Here is a 25,898-nt window from a genome sequence, read left to right as displayed (position 1 = left end):
TCGCTGTTCACCATGGCGCCGTCAGGCTCTGGTGGGAAGCGCGGGGGTGGCCCCTCATCGTAGGGATGACCATATCGTCCACCCGACGTAGGTGTACGTCGGGATTGCCACGATGATCACGACCCTCCCCCTACCCGCGCAGGAAACTCACGATTCCCTCAGAGATCCCCTGCGCGGCCTTCTGCCGCCATGTGCCGGTGGTCAACAGTGCCGCGTCCTTGCTATCGCGCATATTGCCGCACTCGATGAACACCTTGGGAACCGTTGACAGATTGAGACCGCCCAGGTCCTGACGTGTGACGAGACCGGTACCTCCGCCCACATAGTTGGAGGGAGCGCTGCCCGTCTCGCGGACGAACTTGCCCGCGATGCGCTCCCCGAGATCGCGGGAGGGACCGACGATGGGCCGGGTGTCGGCGGCGCCCTCGTGCACCGCGCCCGGAAGGATGACGTGGAAGCCCCGGTTGCCGGCCGCCGAGCCGTCCGCGTGGATCGACACCACCGCGTCGGCCTGAGCCGCGTTGCCGATGCGGGCCCGCTCGTCGATGCAGGGGCCCCACTCCCGGTTGCCGTCCTGCGTGAACTTCACGGTGGCGCCCTGCTGTTCGAGGAGCGCCCGGACCCGGCGTGACACGTCCAGCGTGAACTCGGCCTCCGTGTAGCCGTCGTTGGTCGACGTCCCCGTGGTGTCGCACTCCTTCATCCCGGTGCCGATGTTCACCTTGCGGTTGATCTCGGCGGTGTGCCGGAAGTTCCCGGAGTTGTGACCGGGGTCGATGACGACGACCTTGCCCTTCAGGGGCCCGTCGGCGGCGGCCCCGGAGGAGGCCGTCGGGCTCGCCTTCTTGCCGTCGTCCCCCTTCTTCCCGTCCTTCCCGTCCTTGCCCTCGCCGTCCTCGGAGGCGGTCGGCTCGGCGGAGGGCGTCGACGACGCCGGGGGAGCGGTTCTCGGCTGGTTGCGCGCGGCCGCCCGGTGCGACCCGTCGTCCCCGCCGCCGGGGTCGCCGACGGCCTGCCACACCCCCCAACCGGCCACCGACCCCACCACGACGGCGGCGACGGCCACGGTCAGCGGGCGGCGCAAAGGCGAACGGCGGGGCTGGGGCGGCTCGAAGTCCGGTCCTACGTACGACACGCCTGCCACCATACGGGGCGGGCCGGCGCCGGCGGCCTCACGACGCCGTACCGTCACGCTTCACCCCCTCCCGCCGCTCCCCTTTCCCCCGTGCGGGGGCGCGGCCCCGAAACAGGGTGTGACCAGCGGATGGGCGGATGCCCGGTCGCACGGTAGAGTCGGCCAATTACTGCTTGTCGTGGGGCAGGGCTCGGCCGGGCGGTGGCAGGGGCCCTGGGGGGAGGGCCTGCAAGGGATGAGTCGTCGCTCCAACGGGTTGGTCGGGGTCTGGGCCGAGGCACAGCGCCAGCAGCAGCGTCAGCTGGAGGCGCGCGCCAGGCAGCAACGGGAGTACGAGCGCCAGCAGCGCGCGTACCAACGGGAGGTGGCCCGCAGCCACCGCGAGCAGCAGCAGGCGTACCGGCAGCAGCGTGAGGCGGAGGCCCGGCGGCGTACCGAGGAACTGGACGCGCAGGTCGCCGCCCTCCAAGGGTTGCTCGCCGCCGGCTGCCGGGCCCCGGCGTTCCGCGCCGCCTCCCTCACCCGCTCCGAGCGGCTGGAGCCCTTCGCGCCCGGCGCGCTCGCCCAGCCGGTGCCCATGCCGGACCCCGGCCAGTACCAGGCCCAGGGCGGCTGGACCGCCGGCCGGAGGGCGCAGGCGCAGGCCGAGGCGCGGGCCCGCTTCGAGCAGGACTGGCACGCGGCGCAGGCCGCGGAGGCCCAGCGGCAGCGGCAACTCGCCCAGTACCAGCGGCAGTACCAGCAGTGGGCCGACGGGCAACTGGCCGACATCCGCCGGCACAACGCGGGCGTCGCCGAGATGACGACGGCCCTGCGCTCCGGCAGCGACCCGGAGGCCGCCGTCGAGTACTTCTCCGCGGCGCTCTACGCCTCCGCCGCCTGGCCCGAGGGCTTCCCCCGCCAGGTCTCCGCCGCCTACGACGCGGCCGCCCGCGAACTCGTCCTCGACTGGGAACTGCCCCGCTTCGACGTCGTCCCCGAGGCGAAGTCCGTGCGCTACCAGGCCGGCGTCGACCAGGACAAGGAGACGGCCCGGCCCGTCACCCAGCGGCGCGCCCTCTACCGGGACGTCCTCGCCCAGTGCGTCCTGCTCGTGCTGCACGACCTCTTCGCCGCCGACGAGTTCGGCGCCCTGGAGGCGGTCACGCTGAACGGGTTCGTCGACGACCACGACCCGGCGACCGGCCGGCGCGCGCAGATCGTCCTCGCGAGCGTCATGGCCCCGCGTGCGGTGTTCACCGGCCTGAACCTGGAGCAGGTCAGCGCCGTCGACTGCCTGCTCGACGGGCTGCGCGGCCAGCTGTCCGCCAAGCCGGACCAGCGCACCACCGTACGGCCCGGCCGCCGGCCCGCCGACGTCGGCAACGGTGTCGTCACCCACGGCGGCGACGAGGAGCCCGATCTGCTGGAGATGGACCCCGTCGCCTTCGAGGCGCTGGTCGCCGAACTCTTCCAGGCCATGGGCATGCAGGCGGTCACCACCCAGCGCTCCAACGACGGCGGGGTGGACGTCGACGCCCTCGACCCGGCGCCGATCCGCGGCGGCAAGATCGTCGTGCAGGTCAAGCGGTACCGCAACACCGTCCCGCCGACGGCCGTCCGGGACCTCTACGGCACCGTCCAGCACGCGGGCGCCAACAAGGGCGTCCTGGTGACGACGTCCAAGTTCGGCCCCGGCTCGCACACCTTCGCCAACGGCAAGCCGCTCGAACTCGTCTCCGGCAGCGAACTCGTCGACCTGCTCCACCGGCACGGGCTGCGCGGCCGTCTGGGCACGGGCGGCGGGCGCGCCGTCCCCGCCCAGCGGACGGCGCCCGACCCCCGCCAGGCACTGGCCACGACCCCGGACACCCCGCCGGGCGACGCCGACGACTTCAGCGTGCTGGGCATGGGCTGGAGCGGCACCGTCGCCCTGGACGTGTGCGCGCTCGTCTGCCACGGCAACCGGGTGCTCAGCGACGACCACTTCGTCTTCTACAACAACCTGCGCACCCCCGACGGCACGGTTCGCGCGCTCCCCCCGGCGGCACCGGACAAGGCCGCGATCCGGGTCTCCTTCGACGCGCTGCCCGCGGAGGCCGACCGGCTCGTCCTCGTGGCGGCGATCGACCCCGCCGTCAACCCCGAGGCCGACCTGTCGGGTTTCACCGACGCCTGCATCCGGCTCCTGGACCCGTCGCGCACCGAACAGGGGCGCCTCGACGTCTCCGACGGCCGCCCCGGCGAGACCGCCCTGGTCCTCGGCTCCTTCCGCCGCCGCGCCAACGGCGACTGGGACTTCGTCCTCGGCGGCAAGGGCTACCGCGGGGGGCTGGAGGAACTGGTCCAGGACTACGGGATAGAGGTGGCGTAGGGCTGGGTGCCACCACCGGTGGTGCCACCACCGGTGCCGGTGGCACCACCGGTGGCGGTGCCGGTGCCGGTGCCTGTTCCGGTCCGGTGCCAGTGGTGATCCGGGTCAGACGCCGGCGCCCGTGCGCCGCAGCACCCGCAGTGAGTCCGTCGCCGAGACCTCCGTGAAGGCGCCGGAGGCGAGGGCCCGCAGATAGACGCGGTACGGGGCCTGGCCGGTGAACTCGTCGACCGGGTCGGGGAACACGTCGTGGATGACGAGCAGGCCGCCCTCGGCGACATGCGGGGCCCAGCCCTCGTAGTCGGCGGTGGCGTGCTCGTCGGTGTGGCCGCCGTCGACGAAGACCAGGCCGAGGGTGGAGTTCCAGACCTTCGCCACCTGCGGTGAGCGGCCCACGAGGGCGATGACGTGCTCCTCCAGACCCGCCCGGTGCAGGGTGCGGCGGAACGTGGGCAGCGTGTCCATCAGCCCGATCTCGGGGTCGACGGTCTCCGGGTCGTGGTACTCCCAGCCCGGCTGCTGCTCCTCACTGCCCCGGTGGTGATCGACCGTGATCGCCGTGACGCCCGCCTCGCGCGCCGCGTCCGCGAGGAGGATCGTCGAGCGGCCGCAGTACGTGCCGACCTCCAGCAGCGGGAGCCCCAGGCGCCCCGCCTCCACGGCCGCCGCGTACAGGGCCAGCCCCTCGCCCACGGGCATGAACCCCTTGGCCGACTCGAACGCGGCGAGGATCTCCGGCTTGGGGGCCGCGGGCATGGGGTCCTCCGTGGTGGCGTGGGCGGGTGCGGGTCCGCTGTGCGTGCGGGTGCCTCGCGGGTGCGGGTGCGGGTGTCGTACAGGCGTTTAAGGGCCGTACGAAACCGGGGGGTGCCCCACATGCTGCCATGCGGCCCGTCGGCTGCGTCAGGACACCCGGCGGCTCGGCTGCGTCAGGACACCCGCTCGACCGGGCGTTCGGCGGTCGCCTTGTCGTCCGCGTTGTCGTCCGCGCTGCTCGCCAGGAGGGTCGGGCCGTTCGCGGGACGGCGGCCGGGGAGGAACACGGCGAGGAGGATGCCGACGGCGACCGCGGCGGTGGCGATCAGGAACGAGACCCGGAAGCCGTGCATGGTGGGAATCGCGACCCCGCCGACGTGGTGCGCGGTGTTGGCGAGCACCATGCCGATGACGGCGCTCGACACGGACGTGCCGATGGAACGCATCAGGGTGTTGAGGCCGTTGGCGGCGCCCGTCTCGGACGGGTCGACGGCGCCGACGATCAGCGCGGGCAGCGAGGAGTAGGCGAGGCCGATGCCCGTGCCGAGGACCACCGACACCACCACCGTCTGCCAGGCGGCGCTCATCAGCCCGAGGCCCGCGCCGTAGCCGACCGCGATGATCAGCAGACCGAGGATGAGGGTGCTCTTGGGGCCGTACTTGGCGGACAGCCGGGCGTAGACGGGCGCGGTGAACATCATCGTCAGGCCGAGCGGCGCCACGCACAGGCCCGCGACGACCATCGACTGGCCGAGGCCGTAACCGGTGGCGGTGGGCAGCTGGAGGAGCTGCGGAAGGACGAGGGAGACGACGTAGAAGGAGACGCCGACCATGATCGAGGCGAGGTTGGTGAGGAGCACCTCGCGGCGGGCGGTCGTGCGCAGGTCCACCAGGGGCGCGGGGATGCGCAGCTCCAGGACGCCCCACAGGAGCAGCACCAGGGCCGACGCGGCGAACAGGCCGAGCGTGGTCACGGAGGTCCAGCCCCAGTCGCTGCCCTTGGTGATCGGCAGGAGGAAGAGGACCAGGCCGAGGGAGAGGCCGAGCGCGCCGAGGAGGTCGAAGGAGCCCTGTGCCCGCGTCTTCGTCTCGGGCACGGCGACGAGGGTGAGGACGATGGAGAGGACGCCGAGGCCGGCCGCGCCGAAGAAGAGGACGTGCCAGTCGGTGTTCTGGGCGACGGCCGCGGCCAGCGGCAGGGCGAGTCCGCCGCCGACGCCGATGGACGAGCTCATCAGGGCCATCGCGGAGCCGAGGCGCTCGCGGGGCAGCTCGTCCCGCATCAGGCCGATGCCCAGCGGGATCGCGCCCATCGCGAAGCCCTGGAGGGTGCGGCCCACGATCATCGGGATCAGGGCGCTGGTGAAGCCGCTGATCAGCGCGCCCACCACCATCACCGCCAGGCTGGCGAGCAGCATCCGGCGCTTGCCGTAGAGGTCGCCGAGACGGCCCATGATCGGGGTGGCCACGGCGCCCGAGAGGAGCGTGGAGGTCAGGACCCAGGTGGCGTTGCTGGGCGTGGTGTCAAGGAGTTGGGGGAGATCCTTGATCACCGGGACCAGCAGGGTCTGCATCACCGCGACCACGATGCCCGCGAAGGCCAGCACGGGGACGATCCCGCCGTTCGTTCTCGTGGCGGGCTCGTGGGCGACGGGTGTGGGCGGGTGCGTCATTGAGGGAGGCCTCCTGGCCGGACGTGGGTGCGTGACAGCTGAACCTCGTCGACCAGGGCAACTATTCCGATGGTTCGAGTGGCTAATGAATTCTTGACCAGTCCATGGGAATGTGATCGTCCGTCAGGTCGTCCGTCAGGTCGTCGGTCAGGCTCCTGGGCTTCGCTGGGCGGGCTGCCGCACGGGCCGCCGCGCGGGCTGCTGCGCGGGCGCGGCGAGGCCGTCTGAAGTTCTCCGCCGGACGAGGCAACGGATCCGGGCCCTCGTGGACTGTTAAAGACATCTAGGAGGTGCTCATGGGGGATCGGAAACAGGCTCGGGACGAGGAGTTCCAGAGCTTCCTCGTCGGCCGCTGGCCACGGCTGATGCGCACGGCATTTCTCCTCACGGGGGAGCAGCACGCGGCGGAGGACCTGGTGCAGACGACGCTGGAGCAGGTCTACGCGGCCTGGCGCCGAGTCGCTTCGACGGACGACCCGGACACCTATGTACGGCGCGTCATGATCAACGCCCATGCGCGCAGGCACCGCAGACGCCTCAAGGAGTTCCTGGCGCCGAGGACCGACTCGGACCTGGTGCCCGAGGTGCCGGACACCGGCGACCGCATCGCCCAGGCCGACGACCGCGGCGCGCTCCTCACGGCGCTCTCCCAGCTGCCGCCCCGGCAGCGGGAGGCCGTGGTCCTGCGGTACTGGGAGGACCTGAGCGAGAGCCAGGCGGCGGAGGCGATGGGCTGCTCCGTCGGCTCGGTCAAGAGCAACGCGGCGAAGGGGCTCGCGAAGCTCCGCGCCATACCGGGACTGGCCGAGACGGTGACACAGGGAGGGCGGAAGTGAGGGACGCGGACGACACACATGGCATCGACGGCGGGCACGGGAAGGCGGAGCGGCACATGACTCGGGGCGATGGCACCCATGGCGGCGACGACACGCTCGGCGGCCTCACGGGCAGCACGGCGCTGGAGAGGGACATCGCCCTGCTGCTGGCGGACGCGGCCGACGACGTGGAGATCGGCACAGCTCCCTACCAGGCGGTGATCCGGGGCGGCCGGCGCCGCAAGGCCCGCCGCTGGGCCGTCGCGGCGGCGGTGACGGTGGTGCTCGCGGGCTCCACCGGGGCGCTGGCCCTGGCCGGCGCGGCGGACGGGGGCCGGGTCGCGGTGCCCCCGGCGGCCACGTCACCGGCCGAGCCCGAGCAGCGCCACCTCTACCAGCCGCAGCGCACCCAACTGGCCTCGGGGCGCGACCAGGGCCGCGACTGGAAGGTCACGGTCGACTTCTGGGACGCGCCGAGGACCGAGAAGGAGGCGGAGAAGCAGCTCGCCGCCATGGCGCTGCGCGGCGACAAGCCGACGGACGTGGACGGCCCCGCCGAGCTCGTGGGCCACGCCTGGCACTTCGTGCATCTGTCCGTGGCTCCGGGGCAGACCGGCAAGGTGCTCGACGGCGAGGAGTGGACCGCGGCCGGCGCGGACCACCAGGCGTTCGCGATGGCCCTGCCCACCGGCGGCCAGGACGCGGACGGCGCCCCCAAGCGCCTGGTCATCGGTGAGGTCGCCCCGACCGCCCAACAGGTCCGCGTCACCTGGTCCGACGGCACGTCCGTCGACGCCAACCGCGAGTCCGACCTGCCCTTGTACGAGGACCTCCGCAACCCCCGCATCGTCGATGCCAAGGGCTCCCCGGTGAGCTGGTTCGTGGCCCTCGCACCGAAGGGCGCGGAGTACGAGTCGGTGAAGGTCGTGCGGTGAGGGGGTGACGGGGCCGGGCCGAGGGGTGGGCCGGGCGATGGTTGCCGGGTGGCCTGCGGGGGTGGGCACCCGGGGCAGGGTCCCGCACCTGCGGCGGCTCCGGGTCCACATCTGACACAGTGTCAGGAGTCTTCACAAGTGCACGTGCCTCGGCTATACAGAGGGTCGCCGGACTGGAACGCGTTCTAGAAGGGCGGGTTCCGGACCCCTGTGACGACCTCGGCGCGGCCGCTGGTGCGGACGGTCGTGCCGAGGTTCCGAGGTTCTTCCGAGAACAGGAGCCCCATGCCCATCGACGCAGCCAAGGCCCTCGCGGCCGAGCCCCGTTCCGCCGAGATCGCCTGGACCCGCAAGGACGTCCTGCTCTACCACCTCGGCATCGGCGCCGGCACCCCCGCGACCGACCCCGATGAGCTGCGCTACACCCTGGAGTCCCGGCTGCATGTCCTGCCGAGCTTCGCCACCGTCGCGGGCGCCGGCTCACCGGACGTCATCGGCGGCCTGAACGCCCCGGGTGTGGACGTCGACCTCGCCAAGGTCCTGCACGGCGGCCAGCGTGTCGCCCTGCACCGGCCCATCCCCGTCGAGGGCCGGGCGACCGCGACCTCGCGGGTCGCGGCAGTCTACGACAAGGGCAAGGCCGCCGTGCTCGTCATGCGCACCGACGTCGCCGACACCGACGGCCCCCTGTGGACGAACGAGGCCCAGATCTTCGTCCGCGGTGAGGGCGGCTGGGGAGGCGAGCGCGGCCCGTCCGCCCGCCAGGAACCACCCTCCACCGCCCCCGACAAGGAGGTCGAGCGCGTCGTACGCGAGGACCAGGCGCTGCTGTACCGCCTCTCCGGCGACTGGAACCCGCTGCACGCCGACCCGGAGTTCGCCGCCCGCGCCGGATTCGACCGGCCGATCCTGCACGGGCTGTGCACCTACGGGATCACCCTCAAGGCCGTCGTCGACACGGTGCTCGACGGGGAGGTCGCCCGGGTCCGCTCCTACGGCACCCGCTTCGCGGGAGTCGTCTTCCCGGGGGAGACCCTCCGCATCCGGATGTGGCGGCCGGACGACCACGCGGTGCGGGTGGCGGTCAGCGCCGTCGACCGGGACGACGCACCGGTGCTGGCGGACACCCTCGTCGAGCACGAATGAGCAGCTCAGCACAACCGTAGGCCAAGTACGCCGGACAGGTTCCGTACTCCTGACGGGTTACTGCCGGCAGGTACTCCTGAGGGGAGCCGCACCATGCGCGCAGCCGTACTGCACGAGATCGGCCAGGACAAGCTGGAGGTGCTCGACGATGTCGAGGCCGCGGGCTTCGGGCCGGGCAAGGTGAAGATCCGGGTGCGGGCCACGGGGCTGTGCCACTCGGACCTGTCCGCGATGGCCGGTGTGCTGCCGCAGCCGGGCCCGTTCGTCCCCGGACACGAGGGCGCCGGCGAGATCCTCGAGGTCGGGGAGGGCGTGAGCGGCCTGAAGCCCGGCGACCGGGTCGTCGTCTGCTGGCTGCCGGCCTGCGGCAGCTGTCCCGCCTGCAAGCGCGGCCAGACCCAGCTGTGCCTCGCCGGGTTCCTCAACGCCGGAACTCCCAACTTCAAGCGGCCCTCCGGTGACGTCTTCGGCTTCGCGGGCACCGGCACGTTCGCCGAGGAGGTCGTCGTCGACGCCGGGTGCGCCGTACCGATCCCCGACGACGTGCCGTTCGACGTCGCCGCCCTCATCGGCTGCGGTGTCACCACCGGGCTCGGCGCGGCCCTCAACACCGCCGACGTGGAGGCCGGTGCGTCGGTCGCCGTCATCGGCTGCGGCGGTGTCGGCATCTCGGCGATCCAGGGCGCCCGGCTCAAGGGCGCCGCCGAGATCGTCGCCGTCGACCCGGTGGCCGCGCGCCGCGAGGCCGCCCTGAAGTTCGGCGCAACCAAAGCCGTCTCCCCGGAGGAACTGGCCGAAGCCAAGCAGTCCGTCACCGGCGGCGAGGGCTTCGACTATGTCTTCGAGGTCGTCGGCCGCTCGGCCACCGCCCGCACCGCGTACGAGAACACCCGGCGCGGCGGCACCCTCGTCGTCGTCGGCGCGGGCGCCATGGACGACTTCCTCCAGCTCAGCATGTTCGAGCTGTTCTTCGACGAGAAGCGCATCCTGCCGTCCATGTACGGCGGCGGCGACGTCCTGCGCTCCTACGAGCGGGCCATCGCCCTGTGGCGGGCCGGCCGCATCGACCTGGAGGGCCTCATCACCCACCGGGTGCCACTCGCCGACATCAACGAGGCACTGGACCAGATGCGCACGGGGGCCGCGCTGCGCACCTGCATAGAGATCTGACGCCACCGGGCGCTCCGGGCAGCCTGGGTGGCCCGGGCAGCCCGCGGGTGGCCCGGGCAGCCTGGGTGGCCCAGGGACGCTCGGGGGACCCTGACCCTGCCGCCCGTGCCGGTTCCGCCGTGCCCGACGAACTCCGACGATCTCCGACGACTTCAAGGATGCCCATGTCATTGCCACTGGAGGGACTGTCGGCGATCGTCACCGGCGCGGGCCGGGGTCTCGGCCGGGCCGAGGCGCTGGAGCTGGCCCGGCTCGGCGCGGCCGTCGTCGTCAACGACTACGGGCAGCCGGGCCGGGACGGCAGCGGCGGCGCGTCCAGCGGACCCGCAGAGGAGGTCGCGGCGGAGATAGGGGCCACGGGCGGCCGCGCCCTCGTCCACACCGGTGACGTCTCCGACCACCGCCAGGCGCGCGAACTGGTCGAGTCGGCGATCGGCGCGTTCGGGAAGCTGGACATCCTGGTCAACAACGCGGGCATCCTGCGCGACCGGATGGTCTTCTCGATGTCCGAGGACGAGTGGGACTCGGTGATCCGGGTCCACCTCAAGGGCCACTTCAACACGATCCGCTTCGCGTCCGCGCACTGGCGGGAGAGGTCGAAGACGGCCGGTGCGCCGGTGTACGGGCGGATCGTGAACACCTCGTCGGAGGCGTTCCTCGCCGGCTCGGCAGGACAGCCCAACTACGCGGCGGCCAAGGGCGGGATCGTCGGTCTGACCACGTCCTCGGCGCAGGCGCTCGCCCGGTACGGCGTCACGGCGAACGTGATCTGCCCCCGGGCGCGGACCCGGATGACGGAGGACGTGTTCGCCGGCCTCGCCCGCCCCGAGCAGGGACCCGACCCGCTCGCCCCGGAACATGTCGCCCCACTCGTCGGCTACTTGGCCTCACCCGCCGCCGGACACATCAACGGACAGGTCCTCGTCGTCCACGGCGGCATGGTCGCGATCGTCGAACGGCCGCGGGTACAGGCGCAGTTCGACACCAAGCAGGACGCGTTCACGTACGACGAACTGGACGGCCTCCTCACCCCGTACTACGCCGACCGCCCTCAGGGGGAGACCTTCGCGGCGACGGAGGTCCTGGGGCTCCGCAAGCGCGACGGGTCCGACTGACCGACCGCGCCGCATCGCCCCCCGTCCGGCCGGGCCGTCCCACCTTGCCCCGCCGTGCGCGCCGCCCCACGCAACAGCCCCGCCCCCTCGGTGACGGGGCGGGGCCGGGTGGTGCGGTGGTGTGCGGTCCGGCGTCGGATTGACGTTTCTTCAGATCGAAGGTGCGGACCGACCGTAGATGTACCGCAGGCGCACCGGAGAGGTGCCGGAAAATGACTCGTGCCGCTGTGTTAGGCGGCCGTCGTCGTCTCCGCCTGCTCGACCGGCTTGCGGTGACGCCCGCGAGGCGTCGTCTCGGCGTCGTGGGCCGAGATCTGGCCCCGGTGCCTGCCATGGCCTTCCGCCTCGTGGGGGTCGGCAGTGGGCGGCTGAGTGGTGTGCGCGTCGCTCATGGAAAGTGTTCCCCGTCGGCATGATCTTCTTACAGGCGGGTGAGTTTAACGGCCCTTGGTGCACGATCCGAAGGCGCCCAAGGGCGTGTCGGCCTCCCCCGTGACGCGTTGGCCGAAACTCGCACAGGCCCGGGCATGAGCACCTCACCCAACGGTCACCTCCTCGTTCACCCGCCCTTCCAGCGGCGCCTGTTGCAACGGCACCGGCCGGGCCGCGACGGCGAGCCCGCCCGCCGCCACACTCGCGGGTTCGGGCTCGGGTTCGGTCTCGGTCTCGGTCTCGGTCTCGGGCGGGAGTTCCGCGGTGCCCGTCACCCCCATCAGTGCCACCGCCCCTACGGATTCACCCGGCGCTCCTGGCTCCCCAAAGGCGCCGCCCACCCCTGATGCGCTGGGCGCGTCCAACCCGCCTGGTGCGCTGGGCGGTCCCGGCGTCTCAGGCGTTCCGGGCGCGCTCGGCGTACCCGGCGTTCCGGGCGCGCTCGGCGCACCGCGCTCATCCGGCGGCGCCCCCTCGCACGCCGGCACCACCCCCAACGCATCCTCGTGCGCCGGTCCCTCGTACGGCGGTTCGCAGGCGTCCGGCTCGTCCGCCCAAGGCACTCCGACCCGTGCCACCCCGCACCGCACCATCCCCGTGGCGTAGGGCAGTTGCAGCACTCCGTCCCTGGTCCACAGTCCGGCTCCCGTCAACCATCCCTCGGGGGCGGGCAGATGGTGGACCTGCCGGGAGGCCGGGCGCCACAGGCCGACCCAGCTGCCCCGGGCGCCGTCCACGCGGAGCGCGACCGCGCAGCTCTCCGGGGTCAGGATCTGGCCCGGCTGGATGGCGAAGGGGGTCATGCGATGGTCGTCGGGGACGCGCAGGCACTCGGGGAAGCGGACCGGCAGGGTGCTGCCCAGCACGCCCCAGCCGAGCCGGTCGTGGCCGGGCGAGGGCGCGTCCGAACTGATCAGCAGCAGCCCGCTGTCGGGGTCGGCCAGCAGCAGCCGGTCGTTGCTGTCCTCCGCGATCTGGAGGAGGGGTGAGACCTCGCCCCCCTCCAGGTCCACCACGACCGTCTTGGTCCGGCCGTCCGCCTCCCGGTCCAGGGCGAGCAGCCGGCCCGCCCCGTCCAGCCAGACCCCGCCCGAGCACCGCCCCGGGACCTCCGCCACCGGCTCCGGCCCGAACGCCCCGCCCGCCACCAGCCACACCGCCGTGGAGCTCCGGCCCACGGCGAGGGCGTAGGCCCACTCCCCGCACGGGCTGGGCGGCAGCAGCCGCAGCTCGGTCGTGGGGTCCCCGCACTCGACGGCGCCGAGGAGCAGTTCACCGGTGCCGGGTCCGGTCGGGTAGAGGAGCGAGAACAGATGCCGTTCGGCCGCCAGCCGGTGGATGAGGACACGGCCGTCGGTCAGGGGGAGGACCTCGGTGCCGGGCTCCTCGGGCTGGCTGGCGGGCAGCGGTACGGCGTACGGCTCGGGGCCGTCGAGGGTCCAGCGCTCGGGGAACCAGGAGTCGTCGCCGGCGAGGGCGAGGCGTGCCCCGTAGCTCCCGTCCACGGTGATCACGCAGCCGGGCGGTGACGCGTACCGTTTCTGCTTCCCGTCGCCGGGGGAGCCTTCCTCGCTGTCGTCGTGCCCCTGTCCCGCCTCGTTCCCGTGGCCCGTCGTGGGGGATGGGGATGCACAGGCCGTCATCGTTCGATCACCTCCGACCATGAAGCTAGTTTTCGCGCGCACAGACGTGGGACAACCGGGCTTCCCCTTCACACATAAGGGTGCTCATCCCGCGATTCGCCTGAGGGAACGGCGAGATGTGTGCTGCCGGACGTGTCGAGGGACGCGGACGGAGGCCCGGGGAGAGGGCGGCGATCGGCGCGGGGAGCGACAGGCGAGGCGGGCGGGGAGGCGGGCGGGGAGCGGTGAGTGCGGCGGGCGGGAGCCGTCGGGCGCGGTGGGCGGGGGCAGTGGGTCGTGGTGGGCGGATGTCGGGGCGGCTGGTCAAGTGACCCGTGGCCGGTCGGGGACGGCAGTGGTGCAGGTAGCCTTTGTGCGTGCCCCGTCTGTCTGAAGTCATCGCCGAGCTCGACGCCCTCTGGCCGCCCGAGAGGGCCGAGGGGTGGGACGCGGTCGGCACGGTCTGCGGCGACCCCGACCAGGAGGTCACCCGGGTCCTCCTCGCGGTCGACCCCGTGCGGGAGATCGTCGAGGAGGCGGTGAAGCTGGGGGCGGACCTGCTGGTCACGCACCATCCGCTGTATCTGCGCGGGACGACGACGGTGGCGGCCTCCACGTTCAAGGGCCACGTCGTGCACACCCTCATCAAGAACGACATCGCGCTGCACGTCGCCCACACCAACGCGGACACCGCCGACCCCGGAGTCAGCGACGCCCTCGCCGGGGCGCTGGACCTGCGGGTCGTACGGCCCCTCGTGCCGGACCCCTCCGACCCCGCCGGGCGGCGCGGTCTCGGCCGGGTCTGCGAGCTGGACCACCCGCTGACCGTGCGGGAGCTGGCCGCGCGGGCCGCCGAGCGGCTGCCCGCCACCGCGCAGGGCATCCGCGTCGCCGGCGACCCTGAGGCGCTGGTCCGCACGGTCGCCGTCAGCGGCGGCTCCGGCGACAGCCTCTTCGACGACGTACGCGCGGCCGGTGTCGACGCGTTCCTCACCGCGGACCTGCGCCATCACCCCGCCTCCGAGGCGGTCGCCCGTACGACGGAGGCCGCCGCCACCTCCCTCGCGCTGCTCGACGCGGCGCACTGGGCCACCGAATGGCCCTGGTGCGAGCTGGCCGCCGCCCAGCTCGACGAGATCTCCGACCGCAAGGGATGGGGCCTGCGCGTCCACGTCTCGAAGACGGTCACCGACCCCTGGACCGCCCACGCGGCGTCCACCACCGCCACCGACAACCTGGGAGCCCCCAACTGAACGCCGCGCCCGCCGACCAGATCCGACTCCTCGACGTCCAAGCACTCGACGTACGCCTCCAGCAGCTCGCGCACAAGCGGAGGTCGCTGCCCGAGCACGCCGAGATCGAGTCGTTGACGAAGGACCTCACCCAGCTGCGCGACCTCCTCGTCGCCGCGCAGACCGAGGAGAGCGACACCGCCCGCGAGCAGACCAAGGCCGAACAGGACGTGGACCAGGTGCGCCAGCGCGCCACCCGCGACCAGCAGCGCCTGGACTCGGGCGCGGTCAGCTCCCCGAAGGACCTGGAGAACCTCCAGCGCGAGATCGCCTCCCTCGCCAAGCGGCAGGGCGACCTGGAGGACATCGTCCTGGAGGTCATGGAGCGCCGGGAGTCCGCGCAGGAGCGGGTCGCCGAGCTGACCGAGCGGGTCGGCGCCGTCCAGGGCAGGATCGACGACGCGACCGCCCGCCGGGACGCGGCCTTCGAGGAGCTCGACGGCGAGGCCGCCTCGGTGACCAAGGAGCGCGAGGTCATCGCCGCGTCCGTCCCCGCCGACCTCCTCAAGCTCTACGACAAGCTCCGCGAGCAGCAGGGCGGCATCGGCGCGGCCAAGCTGTACCAGCGCACCTGCCAGGGCTGCCGCCAGGAGCTGGCGATCACCGAGCTGAGCGAGATCCGCAAGGCCGCGCCCGACACGGTCGTCCGCTGCGAGAACTGCCGCCGCATCCTGGTGCGCACCTCGGAGTCGGGTCTGTAGCCGGGGGCTGGGAGCGGCCGTAGTCGACTGACCAAGAGGTTGATGTGGTACGGGAGTTCATCGTCGAGGCCGACGGGGGGTCCCGGGGCAACCCGGGGCCCGCGGGCTACGGTTCGGTCGTCCTCGACGGGGCGACGGGGGAGCCGCTGGTGGAGGCCGCCGAGTACATCGGGGTCGCCACGAACAACGTCGCCGAGTACCGGGGCCTCATCGCGGGTCTGAAGGCGGCGTACGCGCTGGACCCGGCGGCCACCGTCCGCGTCCGGATGGACTCCAAGCTCGTCGTGGAGCAGATGTCGGGCCGCTGGAAGATCAAGCACCCCGACATGAAGCCGCTGGCCGCCGAGGCCCAGCGGGTCTACGCCCCCGGCCATGTCACGTACGAGTGGATCCCGCGCGACCAGAACAAGCACGCCGACCGGCTCGCCAACGAGGCGATGGACGCGGGCAAGCGGGGCGAGCAGTGGTCGCCGTCCATGTCCACGGCGGACCTCGACACCCGCGCGACCCGGCAGGGGGCGGGGGCTGCCGCGTCCGCCGCCGTGCCCGAGCCGTCGGGTCCGCCCGGCGACGCGGCCGCGGGCGCGGCGAGGGCCAGAGCCGCGCTGGCGGGCGCGCGGGGAGGGGCCGGGAACGACCAGGGTGACGAGGGCGGAACGGGACCGAGGACGACAGCCGCCGAGCCCTCCCGTCGCGCCGTCGAGCCCTTCCGTCGCGCCGTCGAGCCCTCCACCGGTGCCGCCGCCGAGACCCCTGCGGGTGCCGCCGCCGAGACCCCTGCGGGTGCCGCCGTCGAGCCCCCGGCCGGTGCCGCCGTCGGGGCCTCTGCTGCCGCTGCTGCTTCTGCCGGGGCTGTCGCCGATGTCTCTGCGGGCGGGGCGGCTGAGCCCCCGGGTGGGGCGGTGTCCGATGCCTCGGCGGGCCGGAAGGCCGCCGCCGACATCCGTGCCGCGAGGAACGTCGCCTCGACGGCCCCCGATCTCGGAACCCCCGCGACCTTCGTGCTGCTCCGGCACGGGGAGACGGCCCTGACGCCCCAGAAGCGGTTCTCGGGGAGCGGCGGTTCCGACCCGTCCCTCTCCGACGTCGGCCGCTACCAGGCGGAACGGGTCGCCGCCGCGCTGGCCGCCCGGGGGACGATCCAGGAGGTCGTGTCGTCGCCGCTGGCCCGCTGCCGGGAGACGGCGGAGATCGTCGCGGCCCGCCTCGGGCTGGGCGTGACCCTCGATGACGGGCTGCGGGAGACGGACTTCGGCGCGTGGGAGGGGCTCACCTTCGGCGAGGTCCGGGAGCGGTACCCCGACGACATGAACGCCTGGCTCGCCTCACCGGACGCGGAGCCCACCGGCGGCGGGGAGAGCTTCGAGGCCGTCGCCCAGCGGGTCGCCGCCACCCGCGACCGGCTGACCGAGGCGCACCGGGGCCGTACGGTCCTGCTCGTCAGCCATGTCACGCCGATCAAGACCCTGGTCCGCCTGGCCCTCGGAGCGCCCCCCGAGTCCCTGTTCCGCATGGAACTGTCGGCGGCTTCTCTGACGGCCCTGGCCTACTACGCCGACGGCAATGCCACGCTCCGCCTCCTCAACGACACGTCACATCTGCGCTGAGCGGCGACGGCCGCAGGGATCGGTCGCGGTGCCGGCCGGGTGAGCCCCGCGCAGGTGCTCTACGCTCCGAGCAGGGCCGCCGCGCTACGCGCCAGCGCCTCGACCCGTCCCCAGTCCCGTGCGGCGATCGCGTCGGCCGGGAGCATCCAGGTCCCGCCGACGCAGCCGACGTTGGGGAGGGCGAGGTACTCGGGCGCGTTGTCCGGCCCGATCCCTCCGGTCGGGCAGAACCGGGCCTGCGGCAACGGCCCCGCGAGCGACTTCAGATAGGCCGTACCCCCGGCCGCCTGCGCCGGGAAGAACTTCATCTCCCGTACACCGCGCTCCAGCAGCGCCACGACCTCCGACGTGGTCGACACCCCGGGCAGGAACGGCACCCCGGACGCCTGCATCGCCGTCAGCAGGGCGTCCGTCCAGCCGGGACTCACCAGGAACCGCGCCCCGGCCCGCACCGCCGCCGTCACCTGTTCCGGCGTGAGGACCGTGCCCGCCCCGACCACCGCGTCCGGCACGGCCCCGGCGATCGCCCGGATCGCGTCGAGCCCGGCAGGGGTCCGCAACGTCACCTCGATCGCCGGCAGCCCCCCGGCGACCAACGCCCGCGCGAGCGGCACGGCGTCGGAGGCGTCCTCGACAACGACGACCGGGACGACGGCAGCGAGGTCGAGCACGGACGACGTCGAGACGGAACCGACGGGCGAGGGAGAGGTCATGGGCTCATGCTGCATGGCCTCTCCAGCGTGCGCAAAGGGCGTTGCGCATGCCGCAATGCCCTCTTTGCTCAAGCGCCGGCGTCCCGTCAGTGCACCTCGGTCACCAGCACGTCCAGCGTCCACGCCTTCCCCGCCCCGGCCGGAGGCTCCACCTCCACCACGTACCCGAGGTCCCGCAGTGCCTCCACCAGCTGCGCCGGGCCCGTGGGCGCGGCGCCGGCCGACAGCAGGCTGCGGACGATACGACCCTTGGTCGCCTTGTTGAAGTGGCTGACCACCTTCCGGGTCGGCGCGTGCAGCACCCGTACCGTCGCCGTGCGCCCGGCGATCTCGCCCTTCGGCTTCCACGCGGAGGCGTAAGCCGAGGACCGCAGATCGAGGACGAGCCCGTCGCCGGCCGCCTCGGGAAGGGCCGACGCCATCGGCGTACGCCAGTGCGTGCCGAGCGCGCCCACGCCGGGCAGCTTCACGCCCATCGAGCAGCGGTACGAGGGGATGCGGTCCGTGACGCGGACGGCGCCCCACAGCCCGGAGAAGACCAGCAGCGAACGCGCCGCCCGCTTCTTCGCGGCGGTGTCGAGGGAGGCCAGGTCGAGGGCGTCGTAGAGGACGCCGGTGTAGATCTGGCCGGCCGGGCGGGCCCCCGCCGTCCGCAGCTCCGCGTTCTTGGCGACCTCGCCGCGCAGCCCCTCGCTCAGGCCGAGCACCTCGCGGGCCTTGTCCTCGTCGCCCGCGCACAACTCGACCAGGTCACCGAGCACGGCCTCCCGCGCCTCGGTGAGCGCCGGGAGGGAAAGGGACTCCAGCTTCAGCGGAGCGCCGCCCGCTGAGGGGGCCTTTCCTTCGGACGGGGGCAGCAGGACGAGCACGGGTACTCCTTCGGATAGGGCTCCGCGACAGCGTACGGGGTGCGAACCGGGCGCCCGGCGGCCTGGTCGGTCGGCCCGCACCGGCACCCGTCGATACGTCGACCACCCGCGCCGACCCGGTCGGCCCGCGCGAGGTTTACGTCGGTAGGTCGACCACCCGTGCCATGCCGGGTGACCGGGTTGGCCCGCACGGGGCTCCTGTCGGAGGCCGACCATTCGGACCGGGCCGGGCGACCCGGTCGGCCCGCACAACGCTCCCGTCGGCATGCCGTCCCGCCCGCCCCGACCTAGGCTCGACGCATGCCCCGCCGCCACCTCCGCGTCCTGGGCGCCCCCGAGGCCCCCCTGCGGGCTGCCCTGCGCGCGCTCCGCGGTGAACTCGGCGTGCCCGACGCCTTCCCCCTCCAGGTCCTCGTCGAGGCGGAGCACGCCGCGAAGTCGCCCCGGCTCCCGTCGTACGACGCCACGGACATCCCCCTCTTCACCATCGACCCGCCCGCCTCCACCGACCTCGACCAGGCGATGCACCTGTCCCGCCGCACGGGCGCGGCCGGCGGCCGGGGCTACCGGGTCCGGTACGCCATCGCCGATGTCGCCGCGTTCGTCACCCCCGGCACAGCGCTCGACGCGGAGGCCCACCGCCGGGTGACGACCCTGTACTTCCCCGACGGCAAGGTCCCCCTCCACCCCGCGTGCCTCTCCGAGGGCGCCGCCAGTCTGCTCCCGGACCACACCCGCCCGGCGGTGCTGTGGACGCTGGACCTCGACGCGGACGGCCGTACCGAGCGCGTCGACGTGCGCCGAGCCCTCGTCCGCAGCCGCGCCAAGCTCGACTACGCGTCCGTGCAGAAGGAGATCGACGCGGGCACCGCCGAGGAACCCCTCGCCCTTCTCAAGGAGATCGGACACCTCCGGGAGCGCCTCGAAGTGGAACGCGGCGGCATCTCCCTCCACGTCCCCGAACAGGAGATCGTCGAACGGGACGACATCGGCGGCCATGGAGCCCAGGGGACGTACGCGGAGGACGACATCGGCGGCCATGAAGCGCCGGGGGCGTACGCACTCGAAATCGCCTACCGGGCGCCCCTCCCCGCCGATGCCTGGAACGCCCAGATCTCCCTGCTCACCGGTATGGCCGCCGCGGAGCTGATGCTCGGCGGCGGCACCGGGATCCTGCGCACGCTGCCCCCCGCGCCGGACGGCGCCGTCGGCCGACTCCGCCGGACCGCGACGGCGCTGCGCATCGACTGGCCGCACCACGTCTCGTACGCGGGCCTGGTCCGCGCCCTCGACCCGCACGAACCCCGCCACGCCGCGTTCCTCCAGGAGTGCACGACCCTGCTGCGCGGCGCCCACTACACGGTCTTCCGCGACGGCGCCCTCCCCGACATCACCACACACTCCGCCGTCGCCGCGCCCTACGCCCACTGCACGGCCCCGCTCCGCCGTCTCGTCGACCGCTACACCGCGGAACTCTGCCTCGCCGCGGTCGCCGGCACCCCGGTCCCCGAGTGGGTCCTCGCAGCCCTCGACACCCTCCCGGACGAGATGGCCGGCGGCAGCCGCCTGGCGGGTCGCGTGGAGCGCGAGTGCGTGGACCTCGTGGAGGCCGCGCTGCTCAGGGACAGGGTCGGCGAGGTCTTCGACGGCTACGTGGTGGACGTCGAGGAGGAGCGGACCGGGAAGGGCGAACCGGCCAGGGGCACCGTCCAGTTGGAGTCCCCGGCGGTCATCGGTCGCGTCGACGGCCGGGACGGCGAACCGCTCCCGCTGGGGGAACGGCTGCGCGTACGGCTCACACAGGCCGAGCCGGGAGTGGCGAAGGTTCGCTTCGTACCGGCGTGAAGTCCCCCTGGGCTCGCCGGAGTCGGTCGATCTCGCCCACGAGCCGATCGGCGTCGTCCGCGTGGAACCGTACGAGCCGGACCGCCCTGGGGCGCCCGAAGAACGTCAAGTACCGTGCATCGTCGGCGAGTTCGAGGGTGACGGTGGTCTGCGAACCGGCCTCCAGACTCAGCTCACCGTCCTTCTTCTCGTGTGTCAGGCACAGCTCGCGGCGCACCGAGGAGACGGTCGTGAGCGGGACGAGGAGGTCCACGGAGGCGAAGCGGCGCAGCCGCAGGGTGGTGTCGGTGAGGACGTGGGGGCGGGTGACCGAGGCGGCGTGCAGTCCGGCGACGATCAGGATCGTGTAGAGGTCGAGGGCGAGGAGGACCCGGTGCGCCAGCGGGTGGTCGTCCAGGAGTACGGACAGGGTGACCGTCTCGACGACGCACACGAACCCGAAGCCGAGCATCATCGCGCCCTGACCGCGCGCGTACCCGAAGGCCCGCCCCTCGCCGACCCCGTGAGGCCGCCGGACCATCCAGCGGAACAGGCTGGCCAGCAGCAGGAGTTCATGCCGGATGAGGGCACGGCCGATCCGGTGGGCACCACCGATCAATACGGCAGGCCTCTTCCGCGCCCTCGGTGTCCCCGGCGTCCCCTGCGTCCCCGGTGTCCTTGGCGTCCTCGGTGGGTTCATCGGCGGTCCTCCATGAGTATCCGGAACGTGCGGCGGATGGCCTCCGCCTGGGCTGGAGCGAAGTCGGCGAAGAATGCCCGCAGAAAGGCGCTGTTGCCGCCGCCGCGTGCGTCGGGGCGGCCGGTGCCGGTGCCGGTGCCGATGCCGGAGCCCTTGCCGAGCCCGAGCCCGAGGTCGAGGTCGAGGTCGGCCGGAATGAGCTCGGCGGGGATGAGGTCGGCGAGGAGCCGGGCGGCCTTGTCGACACGAGGGTCGTCGAGGCCGGCGTCGGCGAGGTCGTCGAGCAGCGCGTACGCCTCGTGCGCCCGCTCCACCGCGCCGGGCGCCGCCATCATGGCCTCGAGCCCGGCCAGCAGTTCGGCCCGGGCCTGCGGGGGTGCGGTCGTCTCCAGGAGTGCGAACACCTCCCGGTCCTTGGCGGCCATGGGGGATTCGGGCGGCACGGTCCCGAACTTCCCGAAGAGGGCGGCGAGTTCGGGTGAGACGGGTCCCTCGGCGGGCAGTCGCCCACGCCGGGCGTCCTCCCTCAGGACCCGCAGCCGGACGCGCCGCTCCCTGATCGCCGACTCCTGCCGCGCGAGGTCCTCGTCCAGCTCGCCGAGCACCTCGACGAGCTCGCGCCCGGCGTCGTCGGCCAGCACGTCACGTACCTCGGCGAGCCCGAGCCCCAGCTCCGTCAGCCGCCGGATCCGCGCGAGCACGACCGCGTGCCGCAGGGTGTAGTCCCGATACCCGTTCGCCCGCCGCTCCGGCTCCGGCAGCAGCCCCAGGTGGTGATAGTGCCGCACCGCCCGAGTGGTCACTCCGACGGTCGCGGCCAGCTCTCCGATCCGCATGGGACCAGTAGAAACGTTGACGTTGCGGCAGGGTCAAGCGACATCGGGGGAGCCCCGCGGCAGCGATGCCGGAATGTTCTGCTCTGGCCCGAGGGGTGCCTCGTGAAGCCTGGTCCGGCGAGCTGTCAGTAGTGCTCTTCTCGGTAGGCGCCGTCCGCCTCGACACCGGCGGCCCACTCGGCGAAGTCGGTGTTCGCCAGCTCCATGTTGTCGACGAAGGAACCGGCGGCCGCGAGGGCGATCCTGAACGGGGCGTCGTCCTCGTCGGGCACGTTGCTCACGGCCAGCAAGGGCAACTCCGCGGAGCCCAGTGCCCGCTCGTCGGCGACGAGGACGAGCGTGCTGTCCGGCCAGTCCTCGCCGTCGCGGCCGATCCGCGCCAGGATCTGCTCCGGGGTGAAGCCTGAGTAGGCGCGGTTGTCGACGATGGTGATCGACTCGATCGGCTCATGGCGCTCCGGGCCCTCTTCGACGGCCTGGAGCAGGCGTGCCCACTGCTCCGGCCGCTCGAAGGACGTCCGCACCAGGAGCGGCCCGGCGGCCTCCTCGATCATGTCGGAGGGCGGCTCGGGCTCGGCGCCCGTACGGACAACGGGGATGACCTGGATCAGGAAGCGGGGCCGCTTGTCGTCCACCGAGCGGTCGTCGGCGTGGACGCGGACCAGATAGGGGCCGGCTCCCGCGGTGGCGAGATTCTCCTTGCGCAGGGGCTCGTACCCGCTGTCGCACAGGGCGAGGAAGCCGGTCGTGGAGACCACGGTGATCTCCTCGACCTCGTCCCAGCCGTCCTCCGCGCCCGGGTCCTGACCGGCGTAGAGGGTGACGATGGGGTTCTCCAGGGCGCTCCCGGCGTCGATGTGCAGCCAGTCCTTCTCGGCGGCCAGGAACCCGCGTCCGCGCGGCGGCCTGCCGGCTTCGGGGTCCATGACGGCCAGGTCCCCCCACTCCTTCAACTGGAGCGGCCGGGTGCGACCGTCGAGGAGCGGCCAGGTGGAACGCCGCATGGAGAACCTCCATCGTGCTTCTGTGCCCGCCGGTTCCGTCTCGGAAGAGTAGACGGGCACGGTGGAAGGCGAGTCGCGTGCGTTACCGGACCTCGACGGGGAAGGACGACACCGCCCCGCGGCTGCCCTCCGTGAGACAAGCACGCTATGGGCGTCAACTTCCCTGCTGCTATCGGCCGTTGGGGCGCTGCCCCGCAGGACGGGTCCGGTTCCGGCCAGGAGGGGGCGGCGAGGATCGCGACAACGGAACCGCTTGGTGACGCGGCCTGGGGGCGGGGGCTGGTGACGGGGTTGTGCCACCGCCCACCGCGGCCGGCGGGGAAGGGAATCGAGCCACTCGCGCGTTGCACCGTCGGAAACGACCGTCGAAGGGGGCGCGGGACGTGGGCGGCAGAGAACAACAGGCAGAGGCACAGGCGCAGCGGACACAGCGGACGCGGCAGACGCAGCAGCCACAGCAGCACACGCAGCAGGAACAGCAGACGCAGCGGCAGCCACGGCGGGCCCCACAGACCCCCCAGACCCCACAAACCCGGTGGACACGGGCGACCCTCGGCCGTCCCGACCGCCCCCTCGACCTGCTGACCGCCCGCTTCGACCGCCACCGCTACGCCCCGCACACCCACGAGGAGTTCAGCGTGGGCATCTGCGTCCTCGGTGCCTCGTGCATCGACTACCGGGGCGGCGCCCTCACCGTGGGGGAGGGCGCGATCGTCGTGCTGGCCCCCGGGGAGGTCCACACCGGCGAATCGGCGTACGGCACCTACGCCTACCGCGCCCTCTACCCGGCCCCCACCCTCCTCACCGACGGCATCGTCGGCGGTACCCCGCATTTCCGGGAGCCCCTCCTGCACGACCCCGAACTCGCCGCAGCCCTGCGCACCGCCCACACCGAGCTGAGCACCTGCCCCGACCCGCTGGAGGCGGAGTCCCGCGTCCCCTGGTTGCTCACGGCTCTGGCCCGCCGCCACTCCACGGCCCGCCCCACCTCCGACACGGTCCCCGGCGCCGGCACCATCGCCCTCGCCGTACGCGACCGCCTGGCCGACGAACTCCAGGCCCCGCCGTCCCTCGCCGACCTGGCCGCCGACCTGGGCCTCTCCCGCTACCAGCTGCTGCGTGCCTTCCGCACGACGATGGGCATGCCCCCGTACGCCTGGCTGGCCCAGTACCGGGTGAGCCGGGCCCGCGCCCTCCTCGAACTGGGGGGACGCCCGGCGGAGGTCGCCGGTCAGGTGGGCTTCGCCGACCAGGCCCACATGACGCGCTGGTTCGGACGGGTCCTGGGGGTGACCCCGGCGGCGTACCGGACGGGCGTACGGCAGTAAGCCCGAGGAGGCAGCCCGAGTAAGCCCGGAGGGGCGGCTCTTCGCGCCACCCCTCCGCAACAACGTTCAAGACCCCGACCTCCCACCAGCCGGACACTGATCCCATGACTGCACGCGGCTGGTTCCTCTTCTCGCTGATGGGAGTCCTCTGGGGCATCCCCTACCTGATGATCAAAGTGGCGGTGGACGGCGTGTCCCCGTCGATGGTGGTGTTCGTCCGCTGCGCCCTGGGCGCGGCACTCCTGCTCCCCTTCGCGATCCGCCAGGGCGGACTGGCCGCGACCGTACGGACCCACTGGCGCCCCATGCTGGCCTTCGCGGTGATCGAGGTGATCGGCCCCTGGTGGACCCTGACCGACGCGGAACGCCACCTCTCCAGCTCCACGGCCGGCCTGCTGATCGCGGGCGTACCGATCGTGGCCGTGCTCCTGACCCGCTTCTTCGGCGACACGGAACACCTGGGCGCGCGGCGGCTGACGGGACTGATCCTGGGCCTGGCCGGAGTAGGGGTCCTCACGGTCCCGCACCTGGCCGGGGGCGACGCCCGCTCGCTGGCGGAGGTGGCGGTCACGGTGATCGGCTACGCGACGGCACCGCTGATCATGGCCCGCCACCTGAAGCAGGTCCCGACGCTGCAACTGATCGCCCCGGTGCTGCTCCTGTCGGCGATCGTCTACGCCCCGGCGGCGGCCCTGACCTGGCCGACGGCCATGCCCTCACCCTCGGTCCTGGCCTCCCTGGCGGGCCTGGGAGTGATCTGCACGGCGCTCGCGTTCGTCGTCTTCCTGGAACTGATCCGCGAGGTCGGCCCGACGAGGGCGACGGTCTTCACGTACGTCAACCCGGCGGTGGCGGTGGCGGCGGGCGCGCTGTTCCTGGACGAGCGTCTGACGGGGACGGTGCTGGTGGCGTTCGCCCTGATCCTGGCGGGCTCGTTCCTGGCGACGGCGGGGCCGGGGTCCGGTCCGAGGCGGAAGCGGACCGCACGGCTGCCGTCGCAGCCGAAGCCGGCGGGACCGAGGCGCTCCAGCCGCCCGGTAACATGGTCGACACGGCAGACGAGCCGGGCGGACGGCCGCGTGGAGTCCCCCCTCCTAGGGGGCTTCCCGAGGAACGTCCGGGCTTCACAGGGCAGGGTGGTGGCTAACGGCCACCCGGGGTGACCCGCGGGACAGTGCCACAGAAAGCAGACCGCCGGGGACCTCGGTCCTCGGTAAGGGTGAAACGGTGGTGTAAGAGACCACCAGTGCCCAGGGTGACCTGGGCAGCTAGGTAAACCCCACCCGAAGCAAGGTCAAGAGGGAGTACCTACCAGGGTTAGGCAAGGGCTCCTGCGCGGACGATCGAGGGCTGCCCGCCCGAGTCCGCGGGTAGACCGCACGAGGCCGGTGGCAACACCGGCCCTAGATGGATGGCCGTCTCCCCGGCCGCCGCGAGGCGACCGGGTGACAGAACCCGGCGTACAGCCCGACTCGTCTGCCGCCCCGTAGTTCCGCAGGTCAGAGGTATTGTTTACCGGATGAACAAAACCTCGGGGTCGAATCCGGGGCGAATCTGCGCGGCTCCCCGTGACCGACCTTCACGGCCGGCTCGTCGGCGTGGTCAGCCGACAGGACCTGCTGCGCGCCCTGATCCGCGACGACACCGAGATCCAGGCCGAAGTCGAGTCCCTCGTCGGGCAGCATCTGGTGGATACACGTGCCGTCGACGTGGCCGTGAAGAACGGCGTGGTGACATTGACGGGGCGGCTGGAGAAGGACCTCATCCTCGAACTGCTCGCGCCGGTACGGGACATCGACGACGTGGTCGAGGTCGTCGACGCCATCGTGGCGGTGTGAGCCGACGGCGTCCGTTCGCCCGTTCGCCCGTCCG

The 25,898-nt window shown here is 72.8% G+C and carries 22 protein-coding genes, 1 other RNA gene and 1 pseudogene; 14 read left to right on the top strand and 10 right to left on the bottom strand.

Translation table 11 applies throughout. From position 1 onward, the window contains the following. Positions 1-130: 130 nt before the first annotated feature. Positions 131-1,135 carry an N-acetylmuramoyl-L-alanine amidase gene (locus M8J73_RS08950; protein WP_055541508.1) on the bottom strand — a complete coding sequence of 335 codons (1,005 nt, stop codon included), beginning with the start codon at positions 1,133-1,135 and terminating at the stop codon, positions 131-133. Between the two features lie 235 nt (positions 1,136-1,370). Here M8J73_RS08950 and M8J73_RS08945 point away from each other — a divergent pair, with 235 nt between their 5' ends. Then, positions 1,371-3,488: a restriction endonuclease gene (locus tag M8J73_RS08945; protein ID WP_206188040.1), complete on the top strand. Its 2,118-nt coding sequence runs from the start codon at positions 1,371-1,373 to the stop codon at positions 3,486-3,488. A gap of 105 nt (positions 3,489-3,593) precedes the next feature. On the opposite strand, the gene M8J73_RS08940 is transcribed toward M8J73_RS08945, so the two are convergent. Both M8J73_RS08940 and M8J73_RS08935 read right to left on the bottom strand, forming a co-directional pair. After that, entirely contained in the window at positions 3,594-4,244 is a 651-nt protein-coding gene (locus M8J73_RS08940) for a class I SAM-dependent methyltransferase (RefSeq protein ID WP_055542481.1), read from the bottom strand. 173 nt (positions 4,245-4,417) lie between these two features. Beyond that, positions 4,418-5,917, bottom strand: a complete 1,500-nt coding sequence (locus tag M8J73_RS08935; protein ID WP_055542480.1) for an MFS transporter — start codon at positions 5,915-5,917, stop codon at positions 4,418-4,420. Positions 5,918-6,213: 296 nt separating this feature from the next. Between M8J73_RS08935 and M8J73_RS08930 the strand changes: the two genes are divergently transcribed. The 5 genes from M8J73_RS08930 (at position 6,214) to M8J73_RS08910 (ending at position 11,098) form a co-directional block, all read left to right on the top strand. Continuing rightward, entirely contained in the window at positions 6,214-6,753 is a 540-nt protein-coding gene (locus tag M8J73_RS08930) for a SigE family RNA polymerase sigma factor (protein WP_055542479.1), read from the top strand. Positions 6,754-6,809: 56 nt separating this feature from the next. Further along, complete coding sequence (locus M8J73_RS08925) at positions 6,810-7,667, top strand: hypothetical protein (protein ID WP_249828434.1); 858 nt, start codon at positions 6,810-6,812, stop codon at positions 7,665-7,667. A gap of 285 nt (positions 7,668-7,952) precedes the next feature. After that, positions 7,953-8,813 (top strand): enoyl-CoA hydratase ChsH3, encoded by an 861-nt coding sequence (gene chsH3 / locus M8J73_RS08920; RefSeq protein ID WP_055543251.1) that lies wholly within the window; start codon positions 7,953-7,955, stop codon positions 8,811-8,813. A 93-nt stretch (positions 8,814-8,906) separates the two neighbouring features. Further along, positions 8,907-9,983 (top strand): Zn-dependent alcohol dehydrogenase, encoded by a 1,077-nt coding sequence (locus M8J73_RS08915; RefSeq protein WP_055543250.1) that lies wholly within the window; start codon positions 8,907-8,909, stop codon positions 9,981-9,983. Between the two features lie 164 nt (positions 9,984-10,147). Beyond that, positions 10,148-11,098 carry a 3-oxoacyl-ACP reductase gene (locus M8J73_RS08910; RefSeq protein WP_249828433.1) on the top strand — a complete coding sequence of 317 codons (951 nt, stop codon included), beginning with the start codon at positions 10,148-10,150 and terminating at the stop codon, positions 11,096-11,098. A 230-nt stretch (positions 11,099-11,328) separates the two neighbouring features. Here the strand turns inward: M8J73_RS08910 and M8J73_RS08905 are convergent, their stop codons facing one another. Next, positions 11,329-11,490 carry a hypothetical protein gene (locus M8J73_RS08905; protein ID WP_181362161.1) on the bottom strand — a complete coding sequence of 54 codons (162 nt, stop codon included), beginning with the start codon at positions 11,488-11,490 and terminating at the stop codon, positions 11,329-11,331. Positions 11,491-11,634: 144 nt separating this feature from the next. Continuing rightward, positions 11,635-13,173, bottom strand: coding sequence for a hypothetical protein (locus tag M8J73_RS08900; RefSeq protein ID WP_249828432.1), 1,539 nt, complete (start codon positions 13,171-13,173; stop codon positions 11,635-11,637). A 356-nt stretch (positions 13,174-13,529) separates the two neighbouring features. On the opposite strand from M8J73_RS08900, the gene M8J73_RS08895 reads away from it, so the two are divergent. The 3 genes from M8J73_RS08895 to M8J73_RS08885 are packed head-to-tail and all read left to right on the top strand — an operon-like array spanning position 13,530 to position 16,752. Continuing rightward, positions 13,530-14,405: a Nif3-like dinuclear metal center hexameric protein gene (locus tag M8J73_RS08895; RefSeq protein WP_249828431.1), complete on the top strand. Its 876-nt coding sequence runs from the start codon at positions 13,530-13,532 to the stop codon at positions 14,403-14,405. Beyond that, positions 14,402-15,145: a zinc ribbon domain-containing protein gene (locus M8J73_RS08890; protein WP_055542678.1), complete on the top strand. Its 744-nt coding sequence runs from the start codon at positions 14,402-14,404 to the stop codon at positions 15,143-15,145. The genes M8J73_RS08895 and M8J73_RS08890 overlap by 4 nt, the downstream gene beginning before the upstream one ends. A 44-nt stretch (positions 15,146-15,189) precedes the next feature. Continuing rightward, positions 15,190-16,752, top strand: coding sequence for a bifunctional RNase H/acid phosphatase (locus tag M8J73_RS08885; protein WP_249828430.1), 1,563 nt, complete (start codon positions 15,190-15,192; stop codon positions 16,750-16,752). 59 nt (positions 16,753-16,811) lie between these two features. On the opposite strand, the gene eda is transcribed toward M8J73_RS08885, so the two are convergent. Then, positions 16,812-17,465, bottom strand: coding sequence for a bifunctional 4-hydroxy-2-oxoglutarate aldolase/2-dehydro-3-deoxy-phosphogluconate aldolase (eda, locus tag M8J73_RS08880; protein WP_055539858.1), 654 nt, complete (start codon positions 17,463-17,465; stop codon positions 16,812-16,814). Between the two features lie 86 nt (positions 17,466-17,551). After that, a complete protein-coding gene (gene yaaA / locus M8J73_RS08875; protein WP_249828429.1) occupies positions 17,552-18,334 on the bottom strand; it encodes a peroxide stress protein YaaA in 783 nt (260 codons plus the stop codon). 300 nt (positions 18,335-18,634) lie between these two features. On the opposite strand from yaaA, the gene M8J73_RS08870 reads away from it, so the two are divergent. Then, on the top strand, positions 18,635-20,179 hold the full coding sequence (locus M8J73_RS08870) for an RNB domain-containing ribonuclease (protein ID WP_249828428.1): 1,545 nt from the start codon (positions 18,635-18,637) through the stop codon (positions 20,177-20,179). Here the strand turns inward: M8J73_RS08870 and M8J73_RS08865 are convergent. The 3 genes from M8J73_RS08865 to M8J73_RS08855 all read right to left on the bottom strand — a co-directional run bounded on the left by M8J73_RS08865 (position 20,130) and on the right by M8J73_RS08855 (position 22,698). Continuing rightward, positions 20,130-20,774 (bottom strand): hypothetical protein, encoded by a 645-nt coding sequence (locus M8J73_RS08865; RefSeq protein ID WP_055537972.1) that lies wholly within the window; start codon positions 20,772-20,774, stop codon positions 20,130-20,132. The two genes, M8J73_RS08870 and M8J73_RS08865, sit on opposite strands and share 50 nt — an antisense overlap. A gap of 80 nt (positions 20,775-20,854) precedes the next feature. Next, a complete protein-coding gene (locus M8J73_RS08860) occupies positions 20,855-21,694 on the bottom strand; it encodes a MerR family transcriptional regulator (RefSeq protein ID WP_055537970.1) in 840 nt (279 codons plus the stop codon). 125 nt (positions 21,695-21,819) lie between these two features. Beyond that, a complete protein-coding gene (locus M8J73_RS08855) occupies positions 21,820-22,698 on the bottom strand; it encodes a DUF6924 domain-containing protein (RefSeq protein WP_055537969.1) in 879 nt (292 codons plus the stop codon). 383 nt (positions 22,699-23,081) lie between these two features. Between M8J73_RS08855 and M8J73_RS08850 the strand changes: the two genes are divergently transcribed. The 4 genes and pseudogenes from M8J73_RS08850 (at position 23,082) to M8J73_RS08830 (ending at position 25,864) form a co-directional block, all read left to right on the top strand. Continuing rightward, positions 23,082-24,026, top strand: coding sequence for a helix-turn-helix domain-containing protein (locus M8J73_RS08850; RefSeq protein ID WP_240501670.1), 945 nt, complete (start codon positions 23,082-23,084; stop codon positions 24,024-24,026). A 104-nt stretch (positions 24,027-24,130) separates the two neighbouring features. Beyond that, a pseudogene (locus M8J73_RS45490) lies at positions 24,131-24,910 on the top strand (DMT family transporter); the annotation flags it as partial. 175 nt (positions 24,911-25,085) lie between these two features. Continuing rightward, positions 25,086-25,505: RNase P RNA component class A (rnpB, locus tag M8J73_RS08835), an RNA gene on the top strand. A gap of 89 nt (positions 25,506-25,594) precedes the next feature. Continuing rightward, on the top strand, positions 25,595-25,864 hold the full coding sequence (locus tag M8J73_RS08830) for a BON domain-containing protein (RefSeq protein ID WP_055541962.1): 270 nt from the start codon (positions 25,595-25,597) through the stop codon (positions 25,862-25,864). The last annotated feature ends 34 nt before the right edge of the window (positions 25,865-25,898 follow it).

The sequence above is a fragment of the Streptomyces neyagawaensis genome (assembly GCF_023516595.1).
Lineage (GTDB): Bacteria > Actinomycetota > Actinomycetes > Streptomycetales > Streptomycetaceae > Streptomyces > Streptomyces neyagawaensis.
This window is presented reverse-complemented; position numbering and strand designations above follow the sequence as displayed.

Coding starts and splice junctions, on each gene's coding strand:
- M8J73_RS08905 (WP_181362161.1), bottom strand. CDS start 11,490: ATGAGCGACGCGCACACCACTCAGCCGCCCACTGCCGACCCCCACGAG.
- M8J73_RS08930 (WP_055542479.1), top strand. CDS start 6,214: ATGGGGGATCGGAAACAGGCTCGGGACGAGGAGTTCCAGAGCTTCCTC.
- M8J73_RS08860 (WP_055537970.1), bottom strand. CDS start 21,694: ATGCGGATCGGAGAGCTGGCCGCGACCGTCGGAGTGACCACTCGGGCG.
- M8J73_RS08925 (WP_249828434.1), top strand. CDS start 6,810: ATGACTCGGGGCGATGGCACCCATGGCGGCGACGACACGCTCGGCGGC.
- M8J73_RS08945 (WP_206188040.1), top strand. CDS start 1,371: ATGAGTCGTCGCTCCAACGGGTTGGTCGGGGTCTGGGCCGAGGCACAG.
- M8J73_RS08915 (WP_055543250.1), top strand. CDS start 8,907: ATGCGCGCAGCCGTACTGCACGAGATCGGCCAGGACAAGCTGGAGGTG.
- chsH3 (WP_055543251.1), top strand. CDS start 7,953: ATGCCCATCGACGCAGCCAAGGCCCTCGCGGCCGAGCCCCGTTCCGCC.
- M8J73_RS08940 (WP_055542481.1), bottom strand. CDS start 4,244: ATGCCCGCGGCCCCCAAGCCGGAGATCCTCGCCGCGTTCGAGTCGGCC.
- M8J73_RS08910 (WP_249828433.1), top strand. CDS start 10,148: ATGTCATTGCCACTGGAGGGACTGTCGGCGATCGTCACCGGCGCGGGC.
- M8J73_RS08900 (WP_249828432.1), bottom strand. CDS start 13,173: ATGACGGCCTGTGCATCCCCATCCCCCACGACGGGCCACGGGAACGAG.
- M8J73_RS08935 (WP_055542480.1), bottom strand. CDS start 5,917: ATGACGCACCCGCCCACACCCGTCGCCCACGAGCCCGCCACGAGAACG.
- M8J73_RS08870 (WP_249828428.1), top strand. CDS start 18,635: ATGCCCCGCCGCCACCTCCGCGTCCTGGGCGCCCCCGAGGCCCCCCTG.
- eda (WP_055539858.1), bottom strand. CDS start 17,465: ATGACCTCTCCCTCGCCCGTCGGTTCCGTCTCGACGTCGTCCGTGCTC.
- M8J73_RS08855 (WP_055537969.1), bottom strand. CDS start 22,698: ATGCGGCGTTCCACCTGGCCGCTCCTCGACGGTCGCACCCGGCCGCTC.